Below are 20,174 nucleotides of genomic sequence, written 5' to 3' on the forward strand. Positions count from 1 at the left end.
TTTGCACATCATAGCGAATCAAATTTATAACTCGTAGGAAATATGAAATGATTTTATCTATGATACTTTTACAGGTGTATGTTCTCCCTGCCATAACAGCTGCATTTCTTCACAGCTCTCTAACAGTTCATTAAGGCTGCCTTCAGCTTCAATTCGTCCATCCTTCATCACGATAATATGATCCGCCTTAGACAAGGCTGCTCTTCGGTGAGAGACGGCGATGCAGGTCACATCCTCTTCCTTAAACAGTCCATCCCACACCTGCTGCTCGGTTTCAACGTCCAATGCGCTGGAGAGATCATCAAATATATACAGATCTGAGTCTGTCATCAGCATGCGCGCTGTGGCTGCCCGCTGAATTTGGCCGCCGGACAACATCACGCCTCTTGGTCCAACAAGTGTGTCGAGTCCCTTCTCCAGATCACCTACATCTTTATTCATTACAGCCAGATTCATTGCACGCTCGAGCGAGGCTTCCACACTTGTACGTTTTCCCTGAACGATATTTTCCTTCAAGGTATCGCTGAACAAGCGCGGCACTTGCGGTGTATAGGCCGCTCTTGGCGGTGTTAAGAACTGAGCCGGATCGATCTCTGCTCCATTCCAGCGAATCGATCCTTCTTGCTTAGGAAGCAATCCGAGCATAGCTCGAACCAAGGTGGATTTACCTGAACCGATCCGACCTGTAATGACAAGGAATTGACCTCGCTTCAGCTGCAGATTTACATCCTTGATTCCATTATTTGAATTCGGATATTGATAGCTGAGATTACGGATCGTGACCTCTCGCAGCTTCTCCGTACGATCCTTGCTTATTACGGGTATTTCGGGAGGATCCTCATACAGATATATTTCACGATGATCCATAATCCGGTCCTCTTCACCTGGGCGGAACAACATACGCATACGATCATAGGACACCTTAAGGCGCTTGTGCTGGAACACCATATAACCGAACAACGAGATACTAAATCCAATGTTTGTTAGATAGGTTGTAAATAGCGCGAAATCTCCAACCGTAAAATTGCCATTTCTCATCTCGGCAGCGCACATCAAAAGGATGAATCCTGTGCAAATACTTAAAATGTGCTGATTCAAGGATCTCATCCATTGCTTAAATAAGTTATCCTTAAGCGCTGCCTGCCGGCGGTCTTCGTTCAGCTTCATAAATCGTGCATGCACATGATCTTCTGCCTGACCCAGCTTCAATGCTTGAACGGCCCCGAAGGTTTCGGCAATAAAGCTTGTAATTCGTCCGGTCGCTTCCTGATTCTGCTGGCCGTATCTGCGTGCTCGATTGCCAGAGAGATTGTTCAGCAGTGTGACGATGATTAACGGCAGTACAGCAACTAATGTAATCTTCCAATTGATGCTTGCCATGATAGAAACCGAAACGATAGCAAATACGAACATTCCCCAGAAATCAACCCAGGATTCCACATATTCTACAACCTCATTCACATCATCACGAAAACGACTCATCGCTTCCCCAGGGGAAGCAGGCAGATTCCGCCCTGGCCATCGCATAATTCCCGCCAGCATATTCGTTCGCAGAATGGCTTGGATATGAAAAATATAAGTTACCCATTCATAGAAGGCGATGAGCATTGTTCCTACTCTCGTGATTCTTACAGCAACCATAAGAAGCAGCGGTACGGCAAGCCACAAATAATCGTTCGTATTCGCAGCAGCTGCCCGGTCGAAGAACCACTGCATGGCAAGCCCGATAATAAGCGGAAGCGAATGGAACATGCACCATAAGAGGCCATTGATTATAAACAAGAATGGCTTGAATCGAAAAAGCTTACTGATAAAGCCCGCTACTGTCATGCCAGTTCCTCCTCTCTGCCTGTAACGAGCAGTCTTGCATAATGGGAGGCTGGATTTCTCGCGAGTTCATCACGTTCTCCAAACTCCAGTATCCTGCCATCCCCCAGCACCATAATTTTGTCCACTTGACTCAGTGTAGCAAGCCGGTGAGCAATCATAATTCCGGTACATTCCTTCATCATCTGATCTACTGCGGACTGAAGCATGGTCTCTGTTGCCGCATCCAGCCTCGAAGATGGTTCATCAAGGATTACTAAGCTTGGTTTAGTAAGGAATACCCGGGTTAATGCAAACAATTGAGCCTCACCGGCGGATAAAGATGTACCTCCCGTATTGAGATGCGTATCGAGTCCGTTAGGCTGAGCTTCAATCCATCTGCTTAGACCTAATTGCTCCGTTTTATGCAAAATTTCATCGTCCGTGATTTCATGATCAAACAGCGTCAAGTTCTCACGAAGTGTTCCATCAAACAGCTGTACATCCTGTGTAACCATCCCTACCCGTCTATACAGCGCAGGCAGAGACAGCTTGGTAATATCTACACCACCTACGCGTATAACGCCGCTGTTAATATTGTATAACCTTAGCAGTGTTCGGCTGAGGCTGGATTTACCGCTCCCAGTCCGGCCGATAATCCCTAACAGTTCTCCCGGCTTCAATTCGAAATGAATGTCGGAAAGTATCGGTTTGTCTTCGTTATAGCTGAAGTGAACATGTTCAAATTCCAGACCCAAAGGTCCTTCCGGAAGCTCAGCTTCAACGCCTTCTATAATTTCACTACGTAAGGACAACAGTTCTCTTGAACGCAGCATACCAGATTTTGCTTTTTGAAATTCTTGAATTTGATCTCCCAAGATTTCAATAGGTTCGTTCAGCATCTGAGTATATTGATAGATGAGGTACAGTGTACCGAGTGTAATTGCTCCGGACATGTAATAATGCACTCCGATGAGCAGGACCGCAGTCACCGCTAGTGCAAACAGAATGACCGTTGTATTCCAAGGTATGACCCGAAGCATCCAGGCTCTTCTTCCCTTAAGAAACACGGAGCGCATCAGCCGATGAAATCGATTCATGACATAAGGAACGTGACCATTAGCCTGAACATCTTCGATTCCGGCAATCCGCTCTTCAATCAAACCGAATAGAGAAGCGCTGACTTCCCTCTCATCCTTGGAGGATCGGACACCAAGATTGCGGATAATGACCATGAATAAGATCGATAACAACGTAAATGCCGTCATGACCAGTGCGATAGGCACGTTAATCGTGAACATGAATCCCAAGATTCCAGCGAGTAATACGAAGCTGCCGACTACCTGGACGATAAACATGGCAAAAAAATTGGAAATGGCTGTAACATCTCCATCTACCCGCTCAATCATCTCACCTGGTGTTCTCACATTATGAAACTTCATATCAAGCCGGAGGCAGTGCTTCAAAAGATCACCGCGCAGCTGATTGGTTGCACGCCAGGATACATCATTACCGAAATAGCTGACGGCTACGGTGATAAGCTGATTTACGACAGCTACAACTAGGTATATGCCTGCCAGCTGAAATAGAGCTGTGAGCATTCCCCCTCCTGCTGCTGTGTCAATAAACCGCTGCACAATTTGCGGATTCACTAGCTGCAAACCGGTTGATGTCAGCAGCATTACAAGCAGCAAGAGCAGTCGTCCTTTGACTGGCTTGAGATACCTCAGCAGCCATGACATAGATAATTTCTCTTTTTTGGGCACAGTGCCCACCCCCATCTACACACAAATATGTATTTCTTATTTTCATTTGACCCAAGGTCATTTGCCGTTAAATCATTTATAAGTCTACATGAAAGCAACATCCATTCCTAGGTAAAAAATAATTATAATCCCAATCTGAATTCATTTCATAATTCCTTAAGCTGCTTTAATCAAGAGTGTATGTGAAATATGAGAAAGATTCAGAACAGAACCCAACTTCAGTGAAGGTAACCGCAACGGGTCTCATATTTTGAAATGTACGTAATATAGTATAAAACGAATCAAATTCATAAAACCTTTCAAATCTATGTCATTATGGAGAGAATAAATGGACGTATTACTATTCATTATGATCAATGTATTACTTATAGGTTCGCTTATTATCGGCTATGTATATCTTAACAAAAAGAGAGCACAAATCAGCCATCATCTCGGTATGAACATCTCGATGACGATCAGTATGGTCTGTGCGTTGTCTTTTGGAGCACTTTGGGGGCTTCAATACCCTCAGTATTCCAGCTGGGTTACCATTGCGGCGACGATGCTATCCATGCTGGCAGGATTTATTTTCGGAAGGCTGATCGACATGCAAACAATAATTACCGGTATAACAAGTGGGATGATGACTGGACTGATGGGTCCGATGATTGTGATGCATACGAATCGGCCTGCGCTCTTGCTTATCTTTATTATGTTTCTGTTCTTCTTCACTATGATTCTGTTATGCGGTTCTGTAAATCTGACAAAGGATGAACGTTAGCACCATTGCGTTTATCCTTTTTTTATTTATCCCGCACCCAACAATATTCAAATAATTCTCCCTTTCTTCTAACATGGCTCTGTTATAATGAGTACGATTCCTGATATTTCCAGGGGGTCAAAAATTGAAATAAGGAGTGATTTCATGGTATTCAAGTTCACCCTGCACAAGCATGTAAAATCTCTGTCCAGCGTATTTCTCGCTTCAGTGCTTGTACTAGGGTCTGTTGCCCCGCCTGCTCTGGCTGTAGAGCAAACGGCTGCAGCAGAGCAAGCTCAGCAGGTTAAGGTGCTGAATTCGGAAACAGCATCCTTGTTCCTGGATGAGTTCTTTAATTCACCTGAGGCAATGGCACAATATGTTGGAGCTTCCATTGTTATTGTTAAAGACGGCAAAGTCGTTGCACAAGAAGGCTACGGATATTCTGACCTTGCAGCACAAACGAAGGTAGATCCGGAAGAAACTGCTTTTCGTGTAGCCTCTGTATCCAAGACATTTAATGCTGTGGCAGCGATGCAGCTGGTTGAACAAGGAAAGCTCGACTTGAAAGCTGATTTTGAGCAATATGTAACGGGCCTCGAATTCGATAACCCTTATGACAAACCGGTGACTATTGAGCATTTGCTGACACATACGACAGGGTTTGAGATCCGGGATCCTCAGCAGGAAGATATTCACACGGATTTTAATAAATACATATCCATTGAGGATTATGTTCAAGAGCATATGCCTCCTATTGTTCGTGAACCGGGGAGCTCTTATATGTATGATAATTTCGCCTCACTTTTATTGGGGCTTGTCGTTCAAGAGGTGAGCGGTCAAGAGTACGAGGATTATATGCAAGAACACATCTTTAAACCGCTAGGTATGGAGAATAGCAGCTTCCTGCTTACAGACAAGTTCAAAGAACAACTTGCAACCGGTTACGATGCAGTGAAAAATCCAATAGACTTATACGCGATATCTCCGAATCCAATGCCTCATGGGGGAATGTTAACGACAGCTGAAGATATCAGCCAATTTATGATTGCCTTCCTAAACGGCGGGACAACTGATGATAACCGAATTCTTTCGGAATCGACTGTAAATAGTATGGAGATTTATCGTTCGGCGATCCATCCACTTCTACCGGACACAACCTATGGATTTGAAGCTGCAATGCAGCTCCCTGGAGCGGGAAGCAGTCCTAAGATTATTACGAAGGCTGGAGATCTGATGGGATTCAGTTCTTATCTCTTCCTGATTCCTGAGCAAAATACTGGTGTCTTCCTTACCTATAATCAGTCGGGCGCGCTTCGGAACCTGTTCTATCCTGCTTTTATCAATGAATTTTTCCCTCAATATGCCAAGGCAGCCGGATTTGACGATTATGAGCCTCAATCCGCGGATGAGCTTCAGCGTTATACCGGTTTGTACGCCGATCTGCGTCTAAGCACAATCGTCAGCTCCGTCTCAGGTACGGAGGAGCAGGCAGGCAAGATGACGATCGAGGATGCTTTTCTTGGACCACGTACTCTTACCCAAGTGGAGGAAAATCTGTTTGTCGATGAGATAAGCGGCCAGTTTACCGCTTTTAAAGAGCATACGGATGGCAGCATATATTTGAAAGAGCCCTACCTTAATCCAATGGGTTATGAACGCAAAGGGGTAACACCTGTTGGTTTCAGAGATGTAAGTCCTAGCAGTCCCTATGCTGAATCCTTATACGCTCTTCAGTCATTAGGCTATTATCCGAATGACGCAAGTACGTCTGTTAACCCGAAGCATATCGTCACACGGGCTGAATTTGTTGAGGAGATCTTGAAGGTCAGCAACATCCCAGCTAGTAAAACGACACCTGCAGAAGGAACGGATTGGTCACAGCATCCTTCCGCTGGCTATATCCAAGCCGCTCTGGAAATTGGGATGCTGAGTGAAGCACAGCAATTTAAACCAAATCAAGCCATTAAACGCCAGGAAGCAGCTGTGATGCTGTGGAGAATCTATAAAGCACAGTATCCAGATGAACTTTTTACAGAGGTTGAGCTGTCTGGCAACACGAGCGAATGGGCAGCTCCTGCGATCAAGATGATGATCGGGCTTGGTATTTATGGACCGGAAGTAGAAGTTAATCCTGATGGTTCTGCCGACTATCAGTCCATGAAACCGATGAATGTACAAGAAAATGCAGCTCTTATTTATAAATTGTTAACACAGCCGACAGATCAGATCGCGGCAGCCTTGGCTTCAGAGCAAGCTCAGGCAGAAGCGTCTTCAGGTGACGAATAAATCAAATAATTAAGAAAGAACACTTCTGGTTGCAAAATATGCAGCAGAAGTGTTCTTTTTATTAGCGTCCTATACTCAATATTCGGAATTTAATCAAGGGACAAGCTGATCCACCAGCTTAGGAAGCCACTCATTCAAATCTTCAAATTCAAAGCCGGCTTCGGCCGCTTTATTCGTGTTCATATACCAGGAGGCATCCACTCCGAATGGAGAAGCAGCATCCTCCCCGGCCTCTTTCGTCAGCAGAGCCTTCTTGCCTGCCCTCGTTTCAATCAGCTTTATTAATTCTCCAAGAGAAATGGTATGATTGGATGCCGCGTTTACAGGACCGGTAATGCTGGATTCTCCTGCCCAAGCCAGAAAGCGTGCGGCTTCCTCTGATTGTATAAAGCCCATTCGGGCATTCAGATTAGGCAGGCCAATTGGCGGTCTTCTCTAATGCGATCCACATGGAAATGCAGACGTTTCGTGTAATCATCGGTTCCGAGTACAATGGGAAACCGTACACACACGACTGGAAAAGAAGCTTGCTGGATAAATACAGCTTCGGCCTGCCTTTTGCCCTCCTGATATGTAAAGCGGTCGTGTCTGCCCTGCTGAATCGTATAAGTCGAAGGATCAAAATCCGCTTCCTCAAAAGCATCCTTAACTCCTGCGTCGTAGACGGATAAGCTGGATGTAAAAATATACTTATTCGTTCTGCCATCAAACAGCTTCACCGCATCCTTGGCTGCATCTGGAGAGTAACAAATATTATCGTATACGAGATCCCACGCTTCTCTTCCGGCGGCTAATCGTAGCTGCTCTTCGACCTCGCGATCAACGATGAGATGTCTCACTTCTTCTCCAAAGGGAAGAGGCGTATTTCCCCGTGTTGCTACCGTAATTTCTGATTTCCCCTCATGCAGCAGATATTCCACAAGTCTTTTTCCAAAAAATCGCGTTCCGCCAAGTATCAAGATCTTCTTCATAATTATGTCCTCCATCCCTAACACGATTAAAATATCAAGTTACCGTGAAGTCCAAGCCTTAGCACTATAAACACATATGATATTCCAAGTCTATCACTGATTTCATAGAGGAGGAATGATTATGTGGCTAGGATTTGAATTATTAGCAGCCGCTGTGATTGTGCTCTCAACCATCACGTTTCGATATCTGGATAAACGGGCGGACAGCAAATTCCATCCTCATGCGCCAAATGAGCTGATTATCAAGTTTGTTGAGGGCACATCACAGGATGAGATGAACGCTCTGTACAAAAAAACAAAATGTACGGTTATAGATTACTACGAGGATCTGGGATTCTATCGAATTGCATCTAAACGAAAAGTGCGTAAAATGCTCAAAACATATAGTAAGCATAAACTGATTGAATCAGCTGAACCCAATCATGTGTACAAAGCCCTATACACTCCGAATGATCCCTTCTTCCCAGGTTATCAATATGCTCCGCAGAAGGTACTGGCTCCTGCTGCTTGGGACATCAGCCAGAGCTCTCCTGCCATAAGAATAGCGATCGTAGATACTGGCGTTCAGCCTGACCATCCTGAGCTCGCCGGGAAATTACTTCCTGGATATGACTATGTCGATTGGGATCCTAATACCAGCGATGGGAATGGGCACGGAACGCATGTCGCCGGCATCGCTGCCGCTTCAACGAACAATGGAGTCGGTATTGCCGGTATGGCTCCGCTGGCCTCCATCATTCCCATCCGCTCCTTGGATAACAGTGGCAATGGATTATTATCCAGTGTCGCTAATGGCATTGTGTATGCAGCGAACAATGGGGCACATGTCGTGAACCTCAGTCTGGGATCGCCGGCCAATGATTCGTTTCTTCAAGCTGCTGTGCAATATGCCTGGGATCGTGGAGCTGTTGTTATTGCAGCAGCCGGTAACGATAATACGACAACGCCGATGTATCCGGCCTATCTCCCTGGCGTCGTCGCGGTGGCATCAACGAATGCGTCCGATGTGAAGTCGGCTTTTTCCAATTATGGTGCATGGGTCGATGTAGCTGCGCCTGGTGACCAAATATTGTCCACTTATCTCGGCAGCAGCTTTGCCTATTTAAGCGGTACTTCTATGGCTACACCTCTCGTTTCAGGACTTGCAGCTCTGCTTGCAGCTCAGGGCAGATCCAATACCAACGTTAGAGATTGTATCGTATTTACCTGTGATCCGATTGCAGGTACCGGCACCTTCTGGGCGCATGGCCGCATTAATGCATTACGCGCCGTGCAGCAGCCTGTATCTTAAATAAATTTCTAAGTTCACTCGGAGGCTATCTCATTGGTTTAAAATCTTTGACTTGATCTAATAGTTGGTCTATTCTCGCAAGAGTTATAGAATCCAGTTCGATATCCACGGATTGGGCATTCTCTACAATCTGCTCGGGTCTGGTGGCACCAATCAATGCAGAACTGATTCCCGGCAGACGAAGTGTCCAAGCAAGTGCAAGCTGTGATAGCTTGAGTCCAAGCTCATTAGCTAATCCATCCAGCTGGTGCACCACTTCAAGCACATCGTCACGTAGGTAGCTGCGAATCACGCCATTCACGGAATTGTCGGCTGCTCGTGTACCTGCGGGTGGATTAGCTCCGGGCTTGTACTTACCTGTAAGAATACCTTGAGCAAGCGGAGAGAAGACGATCTGTCCAATTCCTGCTTGCTCGGATACATTCAGCACCTCGTCCTCTATGTATCGTTCGAACATATTATATATAGGTTGATTCGCAATGATAGGGCGGAGATTCAGCTGTTTCGAGATTGCTGCAGCTTCTGTGATTTGAACTGGAGTCCACTCACTGATGGCAGCGTACAGAATTTTACCTTGTGCAGTGAGATCATCCAGTGCTCGAAGGGTCTCTTCTGTTGGCGTTTCATGATCATACCGATGACAAAAATAGATGTCGATATAGTCTGTTCCCAGTCTCTTCAAGCTGGCCTCACATTGCTCCATGATTGCTTTTCTGGATAATCCTTTATCATTTGGTCCGTCTCCCATTGGGAAGTACACTTTCGTACTCAGCACATAGTCAGAGCGTTTATAGGATCTTAGAGCTGTTCCCAGCGCTTTCTCTCCCTCTCCGCGGTTGTACGCATTAGCCGTATCGAAAAAGTTGATCCCGCACTCAAAAGCCTTATCAATACAGGCATCTGCCGCCTGCTGTTCCGCCGCTGTACCATAGGTTAACCAGCTGCCAAGACCAATCTCACTAACCTTGATTCCGCTTGCTCCTACTCTTCTATATTTCATGGACTCTCGCTTCCTCTCTGCATAAGATCATATTTTCTAATAGAGTTAAAGTTAAATGACACTTTCAATATATAGGAAATTCGGAATAAAGGGCAATGGGGAAATTTGATGTTTCCCTTTTTATTCTCCTATCACTTAACAACAAAACCGCGCAAGCCACAGAATCGTGACATGCGCGGTTTTGTATTAATCTATGGTACTATTTTACTTCAGACGAGCAGTCATGAAGAGAAGTGCAACATTCGAGAGTTCAACACATCTCAGTTTATTGGTGATAGATCCTACCATTTGGCCCCAGCCGGAAGCCTTGGTCAGGTGTTCTTCGGGAACGAGCCGCTCTTCTCGTTGATGCAAACATAGACTACTGCATTGTCAATGCAGATTCATCTCAAACTGCGCTGTAGTCAATTTCCATAAATTGAACAACTTCCTTCTCCCAGCGCTCAGTTACAAATTCCACATGCTTCGGATGAGCATTATATGCCTCATAATCTTCCCGACTGTTGAATACCATGGAAAAACCAAAGTCATATGTATTCTTCGGACTAATCTCGCGAAACACTTGAAAGTTGTTCACGGTAGGAATATTACTCAGTGCAGATTTACCTTCCTGAAGAAATGCGGATTCTTCCACAGAGCCACAATCGTGTTTCAGTGAAAATACCACGGAATGTATAATTTGCTGTTGTTCCATCCTAATCACTCCTTGAGTTGGATTATTATTCAAATGGATAACGGAGTCCCCACTGACCTCGAATCTGATCAAGCAGCTTCATGATGGATACAGACTCATCAAGTGGGATAACCGAGCTCTCTGTACGTCCTTCAATCAAGCATTTTCCAAGCTCTTCGGCTTCAAATGCGTAACCTATACTTTCACGATCATCCTCGAAGGTTGTTACATTGCCGTCGACATGGAGCTCTGCTGTATACGCATTTAAGAAAGACGGGATTCGGATATATCCATCGGTACCATAAATGTAAGCTTCATTGGTTAGGCCGAGTCGTACGGCCCCGTTCAGCTGAGCTGTTCTGCCGGCACCGTAGGAGAACAACAGTGAAAATTCTTCATCGACGCCCGTATCACCAATATGTGCTGTACTCCACACGTGTTCAGGCTTAGCCCCGAAGATCATGGACGCAAAGGATACCGGGTAGATCCCTGCATCTAATAATGCGCCGCCTCCAAGTGTAGGATTTAAGAGCCTGCCTTCTGGATCGTAATCTGCACGGAATCCAAAATCGGCCTTCACCAGCTTGATTTCTCCAATCTTCCCTTCATCTAGCCACTCTCTCACCTTACAAATTGCTGGAAGGAATCTCGTCCACATTCCTTCCATGAGGAAGAGTTTATTCTCTCTTGCGTAGGATACCAGCTCTTCTACTTCACCGGCATTCACGGTAAAAGGCTTTTCGCATAATACGGCTTTTCCCGCTCTTAGACATAGAAGCACATTCTCCTTATGAAAAGGATGCGGTGTAGCCACGTAGATGGCATCGACCTCAGGATCGTTTACCAAGCTCTCATAGCTTGCGTGAGCTTTCTGAATCCGATACTCAGCGGCGAATTTCTGCGCACTCTCCGCATGTCTTGAACCGACGGCATATGCCTCTCCATTGCTTGCATAGGCAAGGTCCTTCGTAAACTGTGATGCAATCCATCCCGTCCCTAATATTCCCCACTTAATCGTTTTCGACATTGAATGTACCCTCTCCCTTGATAACAAATTGTCACCGTTTTCAAAAAAATAAAGGCTGTGGCTTTCACTTCTGTGACCATTATAAAGGACTTCCCTGAAGATTGCGATAATGGATGACAAAAAAAGGAACACATAACTTATGTGTCCCTTCATTTCCATTTGAACTACACTTCTATAATGATTGGAAGTATCATCGGTCTTCTTTTGGTTTGGCTATATATGAATCGGCCTACGTCATCCTTCAAGATTTGCTTGATCAGGTTCCACTGACTTACTTCTGATTCGGACAGACTGTCCATGGAGTCTAAGATCACTTGATGAATTTGCTCCATGAGCTCTTCATTTTGTTTGACGAATATGAATCCTCGTGAGATAACTTCGGGAGAAACCATCATTTTTCTCTCTGTTTTGCTTAGTGTGGTAACAATGATCAGCATACCATCAGATGCCAAATGTCTCCGATCCCTAAGTACAATGTTTCCGACATCCCCAACCCCTAATCCATCCACGAGATTGTTTCCAGCATGTACTTTAGGTCCCATGGAGACCGCGCCATTCATAATTTGTATGGTTTCCCCATTGCGAACAATGAACACATTCTCGCTAGGCACACCTACAGACTCGGCAAGCAAGCGGTGCTTGTACAACATTCGAAATTCACCATGTACGGGAAATAAGTATTCAGGCTTCATGAGCGTAAGCATTAATTTCAACTCATCCTGGCTTCCATGACCCGAGACGTGCATACCTGAAGCACTGCCCGAGCCATATAACACTTTAGCGCCAATACCATACAGATTGTCAACTACATTCGATAGGTTACGTTCGTTACCGGGTATCGCTCCGGCAGCGATAATTACCGTATCCCCTGGCAATATCTCAATATGCGGATGCTGTGAGCTTGCGAGCCGGGACAATGCCGCCATAGGCTCACCTTGACTTCCCGTACATAGAACGGCAATCTGTTCTGGCGGATATTTCTCGGAATCTCTCGCATCAATCAGCAGGCCTTCAGGAATTCGCAAATAACCTAGATCATTGGCTACTTCCACTACATTAACCATGCTGCGTCCGAGCAGAGCCAGTTTGCGATTCGTTTCAATCGCAGCATCAATAATCTGCTGAACTCTGTTCACATTAGAGGCAAAAGTGGAGATGAACACCTGCTGCTTGGCACTGGAAAAAGCATCAAGGATATGGCTGCCGACAATACGTTCCGAGGGAGTGAAGCCTGCACGTTCCGCATTGGTACTCTCCGATATTAAGACCTTAACGCCCTTCTTGCCGATTTCTGCCATCCGGTGAAGGTCCGGGTATGGTCCGTTTACAGGCGACATGTCAAATTTAAAATCGCCTGTATGGACGACCGTGCCTTCAGGAGTGTCGAATACGATGCCCAGACAATCCGGAATACTGTGAATGGTTGGAAAAAAAGTGGCTTGAATGGAGCCTGCATCCACTACCGAATTCTCATCAATGACATGCAGCTGGGACTCGTCTAACAATCCGTGCTCCTTCAGCTTTATTTTGATTAATCCGATGGTTAGTGCGGTTCCGTACACCGGTATATTTAACTGCTTCAGCAAATAAGGTATGCCGCCTATGTGATCTTCATGCCCGTGCGTGACCACCAGCGCTTTAATGTCCTCTTGATGATCTAGCAGGTATGAGAAGTCGGGCACAATAAGGTCAATCCCCGGCAGACTTTCGTCCGGAAACTTGGAGCCACAATCTATAAGCACCAGATCATGGTCATATTGAATGAAGTACATATTTTTACCAATTTCATTGACGCCGCCAAGAGCTGCGATCAACAATCGACTAGCTTCCATACTCAATACTAAGTACCTCCTTTTCGTGCTGTAGAATGATGATTAGGACTCTTTGGTTCCGTAGGTCTGCTTCTTCCTCAGCTCGCGATTGTCATGATCTACCCATATATGGAAGACATATTCGAATGCAGCCATCACTAAAGAAATAATCAGAATGTCGGTTAACGATGTATTCCAGAACATAAGCTCCTTGAAGATCCAAAGAGAGGCAAATACAAAAATAAAATCGGCTACGGTCGCGATCAAGTTATTGGTCTTGCGAAATACGACGATGTCGCCGAACAAAAAGCCAATGGCCGCAATCAGCAAAGCGGCAAACCAGGAAGTGATGAAGGAAGCATCGGAGAGCCACATCAGCAGTCCTGTTACCAGCACACTGTATGCCAGAAATTTCGCCATTTCTTTTTTGATATGAATCGCTCCTTTCTGAATCAATTTCATAATACCTTTAGCTGCTTAAATCAAGAGTATATATAGATCAAAATGATTTAATTTGTCTATATAGCTTCGAATCCGCCTTATTAATGAGTTATGAAATTGATTCTAGATGTTATATTATCCGCAAGTTACAATTTACATCCAAAAAATGATACATATTATTTCATATTATTCGAGTTTGATTGCGAACACATAACTGGAACTTCCTTTATCCCAAGAAGCATAAACACTATAAATATAAATACCTGCTATGCCCGGTGCAGTCACTATGTTATAATCCAATGGGACATTTTCGGATTGAAGATCATCCGTCCACTTTGTAACTCCCATCGAACCTTCCCAAGGTTTGGGTGTAAACTCGATTGAGATTTCTGCTTCTGGTGAGACAATGACCGGCTCTAGCTGCTGATGCTTCACCATATCAGGCGGTGCCATATAATCAGCACATTCATTCCAGCAATAGGTACTTTGTAAGTATGGGACTTTCTTCTCGCCAGCTTGGATGCTTGGTTTGGGAGGATAACGATCAAGACTTAATGATGTAATTACATAGACGGTTGTAAACAAGATCACTGCACTTATGATCATTAATAACAGCATCTTCTTCAATTTTGTTCCCTCCTTAGCGCCTCAGCCCTTTCAGTACACTCAGGTATACTTACTCACGACACAGTCAGGCTATTAGTCGAGCAAACCAAAATAAAATAAAAGGATGTTGCACACATGATAAGTAAGAATGGAGCTGCTAATGCCTGGAAAAAGAACACCGTCCTATTTCTAACCAGCCAAACGATATCTCTATTCGGTTCCTCCTTGGTCCAGTATGCCGTCATGTGGTATATCACGTTGGAGACCCAATCAGGCATTATGATGACTATTTCCATTATTTGCGGATTTGTTCCTGCCTTCTTCCTATCCCCATTTGCCGGGGTATGGGCAGACCGGTTCAACCGGAAGCTCTTGATTATCCTTGCAGACTCCTTGATCGCCATATCAACACTGGTACTTGCTGTGCTGTTCCTGCTCGGTTATGATGCCATTTGGCTGCTGTTCGCGATGTCTGCGATTCGAGCGATCGGAACAGGGATTCAGATGCCGGCTGTAGGAGCCATTCTTCCGCAATTTGTGCCAGAGGATCAATTAACCAGAGTTAATGGAATCAACGGAAGTATACAAGCCTTTATCATGATCGTATCTCCTATGGCGAGCGCAGCATTGCTTACGAAGGCAAGCATTGAAGCTATTTTCTTTATCGACGTCGTTACGGCACTGATTGCTATTCTTACTCTGCTATTCTTCCTTCGTATTCCTGCCCATACCAAGGCGATGCAGGATCAGAACACCAGCTATTTTGATGATTTGAAAAAAGGCCTCAAATATATAAGCGGTCACACATTCCTGAAGAAATTTTTCGTCTATGTCGCATTATTTAATGTTCTTGCCGCACCTGCTGCATTCCTGACACCCTTGCAAGTCACAAGAACCTTTGGCAGTGATGTATGGAGATTAACCGCCATTGAAATTACCTTTGCTATTGGAATGATGATCGGGGGAATATTGCTTGCAACCTGGGGCGGATTCAAAAACAAGATCCACACCATGACGATGGCAGGCTTGATCATGGGAGCTTGTACAGTCGCTCTTGGCGTAGTCCCGGTATTCGCCATCTACTTAGCCTTCATGAGCTTGTTCGGCCTCGCAATGCCTTTCTTTAATACCCCATTCACTGTCCTGCTTCAGGAAAAAGTGGAGCCTGACTATCTCGGCAGAGTGTTTGGTGTCCTCACGATGATATCCACTTCGATGATGCCGCTTGGAATGCTCATATTTGGCCCTGTTGCCGATGTGGTGGCTATTGAATGGCTGTTGTTGGGAACTGGTGTATTGCTGCTGGCGCTGGCATTTACCCTCCTCGGAAATAAAGTGCTGGTTGAAGCCGGTAAACCCGTAGTGAATGAAGATACGCATTAATAAACAAGAAAGGCTGCCCATAAGGGCAGCCTTTCCTTTTTCTATAATTTAACTCTAAACTGGTGATTTGATGCTCCTTGGTCCTTGTTCCATAATTCTTGGAAATATCCACTTCGGTCTATCAGTTCCTCGAAACTGCCTTCGTCCTCGATCGCTCCGTCTTTAACTAACAGGATTTTATCTACCTCCTTGATGAAGCTAAGCCGATGAGCAACAATAATGATTGTCTTCTCCTTGAACAAACGCAGCATTTCTCGCATAATCTGCTTCTCCATAATATTGTCCAGCGCGGATACCGGTTCGTCGAGAATAACAAGGGGGCGCTGCTGACCCATAATCCGGGCAAAAGCAAGCCTCTGCTTTTCACCACCGGACAATTTTGTACCTCTTTCCCCTACCCATGTATCCAGCTGCTGAGGAAGGGCTTTCACCTTGTTTTTTAATCCGACCTTATCCAGCAAATCATACAAATCATCATCGGAGTGATTCGTCAGCAGCATATTATTACGAATGCTTGTATCAAAGATTGGAGAATCCTGAGAAATATAGGACAGCTGATCGTACAGATGATGGAGATGAAGCTCATCAACGTCCAAACCATCTATGAGTATTCGACCAGATTTTTTCTTGAGCAGGCCCGTCATCAGCTTGACGATGGTTGATTTACCACTCCCGCTGATTCCTACAATGGCTACAGAAGTGCCCTGCTCGATTGTAAAACTAACCCCATTTAATATTCGTATATCTCCATAATCGTACGTGGCCTTATCAAACTCGATTCTCCCTTCCAGAGAGCTTATGGTAATACCGGAATCAAGATTTCGATCTTCTGGCTTGTTAAGGAAAGCTTCAAACCGAGAATAAGTAACCAGATCCAGCTTGTGATCCACATACAGTACATTGAAGATCGCAATCGGCGTGTACACCTGATCAATAAACATTATCATGGCAACAATTACACCAATGGACAGGTGGCCTGAAATGATCTCGTTCGCACCGTAGAGGATAACCCCAATCTTAATCAAATTAACAATCAGAGCGAAAATCGCAAAAAATGCTTCATGCACAAGTCTAATCTGAGTGCTTCTCTTTATGATTTGACCAGATGTCCGGGTCATACGATCCATCTCTCTCTGATACCGCTTATTTAGTCGAAATACAACCAGCTCCATAAACCCGCGAGTAGTATATCTGGACATTTTCTCCTGATCCGCTATTAGTGAGGCTTTAACACGATAGAGTGTCCGCAGCAGCACATGCGTCATAAGGAATACAAGAACATAGCCAGCTAAGATAATCAACATAATATGGATATTGTATAGACCGATAAATAACAGGCTGAATAGAATCTTTGGTAATAATTCGTGAAATATCGTCAGGTAGAAAGAATGCAGCATTTTTCCTCCAGCCTGAGCTCCGTTCTCAATCACCTTGATCATTTCTCCGGTTCCAATGCTTTGATAAGATGAATAGTCGATTTTGGACACTTTGGATAGGGCCATGATCTTAAGCTTCTCAACAATGCTAATCGATAAGTAGGTATTTGGATATTCATCAACATAATTCAGAAGGGTCGATCCGATGAGCACAGCGCCATACAGTAGAATTAACGGTATTATTTCTTCGATATGATCCACGGTTACGATGGTATCCAGTAATTCTTGAAACATTTTGATCCCTTGCGCTTCTAAATATTGAATGGCAAATCCAATCAGAATATATATCATAATCATCCATTTAAAATGCTTTATGCAGTTCTTTAACAAGGATCGTCTAACCTCCATCAGTGAAATGTAAAAAAGCCAAGGAATCACCGGGCAGGACAATTAAGCCTGGCTCTCCGGCCACAGGCGTTTTTGTCCTCATACAGGTGTCCCTTGACTATTCTTAAGAATGATCAATGCCGGGCACCGTTCAAACAATTAATCAACTTTTGGCCAAAAGGCAGACTGCTCCCTTGGCGGCTGGTACGCGTTTTACCCAGCCCGATGATTAATTACTTCGAACGATACGGAATGCCATCCTCTTCACCTCTTGTGTATAGACTGTTCTTATTGTAAATGATGGAAAAATTGTTGTACAGTCATTCCTTATACTCAGAAGCCAATATTCCGTAATACTCCAAATCCTCATATTGTCCCCACTTCACTACATGCTGGTGGAATGTCCCTTCATGTCTCATTCCGATCTTTCTCATGACTGAAGAGGAAGCAGGATTACGACTCATAGCCGCTGCCCATACCCGATTTAATTGTAGTTCGCGAAAAGCAAACTGGAGTACACATTGAGCCGCTTCCGTACAATATCCCTTTTCCCAGAACGGTTTGCCAATCCAGTAAGCAAGCTCGGCATGATTATGATTTTTATTTACTTGCAAGCCCACTACGCCCATGAATTCGGTTGTCAGTCCATCAAGAACGGCAAAGGAGTAACATATGGATAAAAAAATAACTATCCCATACGGACGAAGTTTGTCCGTAAAATAACTAACCTGTAATTCTTTTTTCAACTGCCTTGCGCTCTTTTTTATACTGCTTGTCCTTCAAATAATCATCCCATGAATCCAGCAGCCGTACCGGCTCTGCTTCTATTAAGTCCATAGCAGCATCCTCATGCCTGCTGCGGAGATCGTTCATGATGTCTATTAAATCCTCGCGATCCAGCAGTCTTACACCATTATATCCTGCCAGCTTCAAGCAAGCATCCGTATAAATGCCTGATGTAATCACGATGGATTTCTGAGCCCTGTAAAACGGCATTGCACTATATATTTCTTGAACAGCAGATAATCCGACTGGATTATTAACAGAGTATCGCTTGGCTTGAATAATTGCCCTATTTCCATTTCGATCAGTGAATACCAGATCAGCACCAAAATCCCGGCTGCTGACGGTCTTGTAAGCATCTTCGTATCCTAAGGCAAGAAATAACCGAAATAAATATTCCTCGAAATCTTTTCCGTCTTCCATACGGTCAATGTCTTTAATGGTTATCTTATAGGGATTAAGCTCCCTATGCCTTCGCCGTCTCGATATACTGATGATTATTCTTGCGGCGATGACAATCATGATGGCTGCCGCTATGGCATATATTACGGCCAACATTAAATTCCTCCTATTCTCCGTATCCCGTTATGTATGTCTGCTGGCGTATGAAGGAATCCTGTGCTCTGTAATAAGATAATAAGAACATGCATTCTCTTGCTAAACAAATTATAAATTGACTTCATCGAAAGGTAAAGGGTAACAACAATACGTGCAACAGCGCTTTTCATATCTATTAAAATCTGGCCGATTTTGACAAACTTGCTCTATAATAGATATCGTGTAAGATGTAATATTTAAATTCATGAATACAGGGAGGTATGCAAAATGGAATACACTTATTTGGGAAGAAGTGGTTTGCAAGTATCGAGGTTATGCCTTGGTACAATGACATATGGTGCTTGGGATATGGATGAGCCAAGCTCGCTCTCCATCATTGATCAGGTGCTCGATTCAGGGATTAATTTTATTGACACGGCAGATACATACGGAAAAGGGACGACAGAAGAGATTATTGGCAAGGCACTTCGGGGAAGACGGGATCAATTCATCGTAGCGACCAAGTTTAAAGTTCGGACTGCTGAAGGAGTCAATGGCGAAGGAGCCAGTCGATATCGAATTATGCGCCAGGTTGAGGCGAGCCTTAAACGTCTGAATACGGACTACATTGATCTGTACCAGATACACCGTCCTGATCCATACACTCCGCTTGATGAAACCCTTCGGGCGATGGATGATCTGGTCACTCAAGGCAAAGTACGATACATCGGATGTTCCAACTTTGAGGCTTGGCGTATCGTGGAATCCTTGTGGGTCAGTGAGAAGATGAATTTGGAGCGCTTTGTCACCAATCAGCCTTCCTACAACATTTTTAATCGTTACATTGAGCAGGAGATATTACCTGCCTCCGAGCGTCATGGATTATCGACATTAGCGTACTCCCCATTAGATGGGGGCTGGTTATCCGGCAAATATCGCAGCGGAAAACCTCTTCCTTCGAATTCACGTGGTGAGCGGATGGATACAGAAGCTCCAGTGAATCGTAATAAGCTGGCTAAAGTGGATAGACTGGCTGAGCTAGCCGAGGCCAAGGGAATTACACTGGGTCAATTTGCTCTTGCCTGGCTGCTTCATCGCCCAGATATAATCCCCGTGATCGGGGTAAGAAACGAACAACAGTTAAATAGCAATCTTGGGGCACTCGATGTCAAACTTACGGAAGAGGATATAAGACGAGTTGATGAAATATCCCCTAGCCCTTATATCGACTTTTCCAAAGACGGCAGCTTCTGGTTTGATGAACCTAGAGCTTATCGCTTCAAATAAT

19 protein-coding genes are annotated in these 20,174 nt (G+C 44.6%); 6 read left to right on the top strand and 13 right to left on the bottom strand.

Features of this window, described 5'->3' with window-relative positions:
• Window positions 1-57: 57 nt before the first annotated feature.
• Complete coding sequence (locus tag ACFQ3J_RS07330) at window positions 58-1,830, bottom strand: ABC transporter ATP-binding protein (protein WP_251583995.1); 1,773 nt, start codon at window positions 1,828-1,830, stop codon at window positions 58-60.
• Window positions 1,827-3,548, bottom strand: a complete 1,722-nt coding sequence (locus ACFQ3J_RS07335; RefSeq protein WP_285850291.1) for an ABC transporter ATP-binding protein — start codon at window positions 3,546-3,548, stop codon at window positions 1,827-1,829. Before ACFQ3J_RS07335 ends, ACFQ3J_RS07330 begins: the two co-directional genes overlap by 4 nt.
• A 352-nt stretch (window positions 3,549-3,900) precedes the next feature.
• On the opposite strand from ACFQ3J_RS07335, the gene ACFQ3J_RS07340 reads away from it, so the two are divergent.
• Both ACFQ3J_RS07340 and ACFQ3J_RS07345 read left to right on the top strand, forming a co-directional pair.
• Window positions 3,901-4,332 (top strand): hypothetical protein, encoded by a 432-nt coding sequence (locus tag ACFQ3J_RS07340; protein WP_251583993.1) that lies wholly within the window; start codon window positions 3,901-3,903, stop codon window positions 4,330-4,332.
• A 144-nt stretch (window positions 4,333-4,476) separates the two neighbouring features.
• Window positions 4,477-6,600, top strand: a complete 2,124-nt coding sequence (locus ACFQ3J_RS07345; RefSeq protein ID WP_251583991.1) for a beta-lactamase family protein — start codon at window positions 4,477-4,479, stop codon at window positions 6,598-6,600.
• A 93-nt stretch (window positions 6,601-6,693) separates the two neighbouring features.
• Here ACFQ3J_RS07345 and ACFQ3J_RS07350 read toward each other — a convergent pair whose 3' ends face one another.
• Window positions 6,694-6,996, bottom strand: coding sequence for a hypothetical protein (locus ACFQ3J_RS07350; RefSeq protein ID WP_311287454.1), 303 nt, complete (start codon window positions 6,994-6,996; stop codon window positions 6,694-6,696).
• 8 nt (window positions 6,997-7,004) lie between these two features.
• Window positions 7,005-7,571, bottom strand: coding sequence for an NAD-dependent epimerase/dehydratase family protein (locus tag ACFQ3J_RS07355; protein WP_311287452.1), 567 nt, complete (start codon window positions 7,569-7,571; stop codon window positions 7,005-7,007).
• 121 nt (window positions 7,572-7,692) lie between these two features.
• On the opposite strand from ACFQ3J_RS07355, the gene ACFQ3J_RS07360 reads away from it, so the two are divergent.
• Window positions 7,693-8,862, top strand: a complete 1,170-nt coding sequence (locus ACFQ3J_RS07360; protein WP_251583989.1) for a S8 family peptidase — start codon at window positions 7,693-7,695, stop codon at window positions 8,860-8,862.
• Window positions 8,863-8,887: 25 nt separating this feature from the next.
• On the opposite strand, the gene ACFQ3J_RS07365 is transcribed toward ACFQ3J_RS07360, so the two are convergent.
• Window positions 8,888-9,862 carry an aldo/keto reductase family protein gene (locus ACFQ3J_RS07365; protein ID WP_091156268.1) on the bottom strand — a complete coding sequence of 325 codons (975 nt, stop codon included), beginning with the start codon at window positions 9,860-9,862 and terminating at the stop codon, window positions 8,888-8,890.
• 108 nt (window positions 9,863-9,970) lie between these two features.
• Here ACFQ3J_RS07365 and ACFQ3J_RS07370 point away from each other — a divergent pair, with 108 nt between their 5' ends.
• Entirely contained in the window at window positions 9,971-10,222 is a 252-nt protein-coding gene (locus ACFQ3J_RS07370; protein ID WP_251583987.1) for a hypothetical protein, read from the top strand.
• A gap of 28 nt (window positions 10,223-10,250) precedes the next feature.
• On the opposite strand, the gene ACFQ3J_RS07375 is transcribed toward ACFQ3J_RS07370, so the two are convergent.
• From ACFQ3J_RS07375 to ACFQ3J_RS07395, 5 genes are all read right to left on the bottom strand, one after another.
• Entirely contained in the window at window positions 10,251-10,556 is a 306-nt protein-coding gene (locus tag ACFQ3J_RS07375; RefSeq protein WP_091156263.1) for a Dabb family protein, read from the bottom strand.
• Between the two features lie 25 nt (window positions 10,557-10,581).
• On the bottom strand, window positions 10,582-11,562 hold the full coding sequence (locus ACFQ3J_RS07380; protein ID WP_251583986.1) for a Gfo/Idh/MocA family protein: 981 nt from the start codon (window positions 11,560-11,562) through the stop codon (window positions 10,582-10,584).
• 164 nt (window positions 11,563-11,726) lie between these two features.
• Complete coding sequence (locus ACFQ3J_RS07385; protein WP_091156259.1) at window positions 11,727-13,394, bottom strand: ribonuclease J; 1,668 nt, start codon at window positions 13,392-13,394, stop codon at window positions 11,727-11,729.
• A 42-nt stretch (window positions 13,395-13,436) separates the two neighbouring features.
• Window positions 13,437-13,835 carry a DUF2512 family protein gene (locus ACFQ3J_RS07390; protein ID WP_091156256.1) on the bottom strand — a complete coding sequence of 133 codons (399 nt, stop codon included), beginning with the start codon at window positions 13,833-13,835 and terminating at the stop codon, window positions 13,437-13,439.
• Between the two features lie 165 nt (window positions 13,836-14,000).
• On the bottom strand, window positions 14,001-14,441 hold the full coding sequence (locus ACFQ3J_RS07395; RefSeq protein WP_251583985.1) for a hypothetical protein: 441 nt from the start codon (window positions 14,439-14,441) through the stop codon (window positions 14,001-14,003).
• Between the two features lie 114 nt (window positions 14,442-14,555).
• Between ACFQ3J_RS07395 and ACFQ3J_RS07400 the strand changes: the two genes are divergently transcribed.
• Window positions 14,556-15,803, top strand: coding sequence for an MFS transporter (locus ACFQ3J_RS07400; protein ID WP_251583984.1), 1,248 nt, complete (start codon window positions 14,556-14,558; stop codon window positions 15,801-15,803).
• Window positions 15,804-15,844: 41 nt separating this feature from the next.
• Here ACFQ3J_RS07400 and ACFQ3J_RS07405 read toward each other — a convergent pair whose 3' ends face one another.
• The 3 genes from ACFQ3J_RS07405 to ACFQ3J_RS07415 all read right to left on the bottom strand — a co-directional run bounded on the left by ACFQ3J_RS07405 (window position 15,845) and on the right by ACFQ3J_RS07415 (window position 18,907).
• The gene (locus ACFQ3J_RS07405) at window positions 15,845-17,569 is read right to left on the bottom strand and encodes an ABC transporter ATP-binding protein (RefSeq protein WP_251583983.1); all 1,725 of its coding nucleotides are present in this window, start codon (window positions 17,567-17,569) and stop codon (window positions 15,845-15,847) included.
• 317 nt (window positions 17,570-17,886) lie between these two features.
• Window positions 17,887-18,312: a GNAT family N-acetyltransferase gene (locus tag ACFQ3J_RS07410; RefSeq protein ID WP_251583982.1), complete on the bottom strand. Its 426-nt coding sequence runs from the start codon at window positions 18,310-18,312 to the stop codon at window positions 17,887-17,889.
• Window positions 18,290-18,907, bottom strand: a complete 618-nt coding sequence (locus ACFQ3J_RS07415; RefSeq protein WP_091156247.1) for a restriction endonuclease — start codon at window positions 18,905-18,907, stop codon at window positions 18,290-18,292. The genes ACFQ3J_RS07410 and ACFQ3J_RS07415 overlap by 23 nt, the downstream gene beginning before the upstream one ends.
• Window positions 18,908-19,174: 267 nt before the next feature.
• Here ACFQ3J_RS07415 and ACFQ3J_RS07420 point away from each other — a divergent pair, with 267 nt between their 5' ends.
• Window positions 19,175-20,173: an aldo/keto reductase gene (locus tag ACFQ3J_RS07420; protein WP_251583981.1), complete on the top strand. Its 999-nt coding sequence runs from the start codon at window positions 19,175-19,177 to the stop codon at window positions 20,171-20,173.
• Window position 20,174 lies beyond the last annotated feature (1 nt).

The sequence above is a fragment of the Paenibacillus provencensis genome, from assembly GCF_042678545.1.
Taxonomy (GTDB): Bacteria; Bacillota; Bacilli; order Paenibacillales; family Paenibacillaceae; genus Paenibacillus; species Paenibacillus provencensis.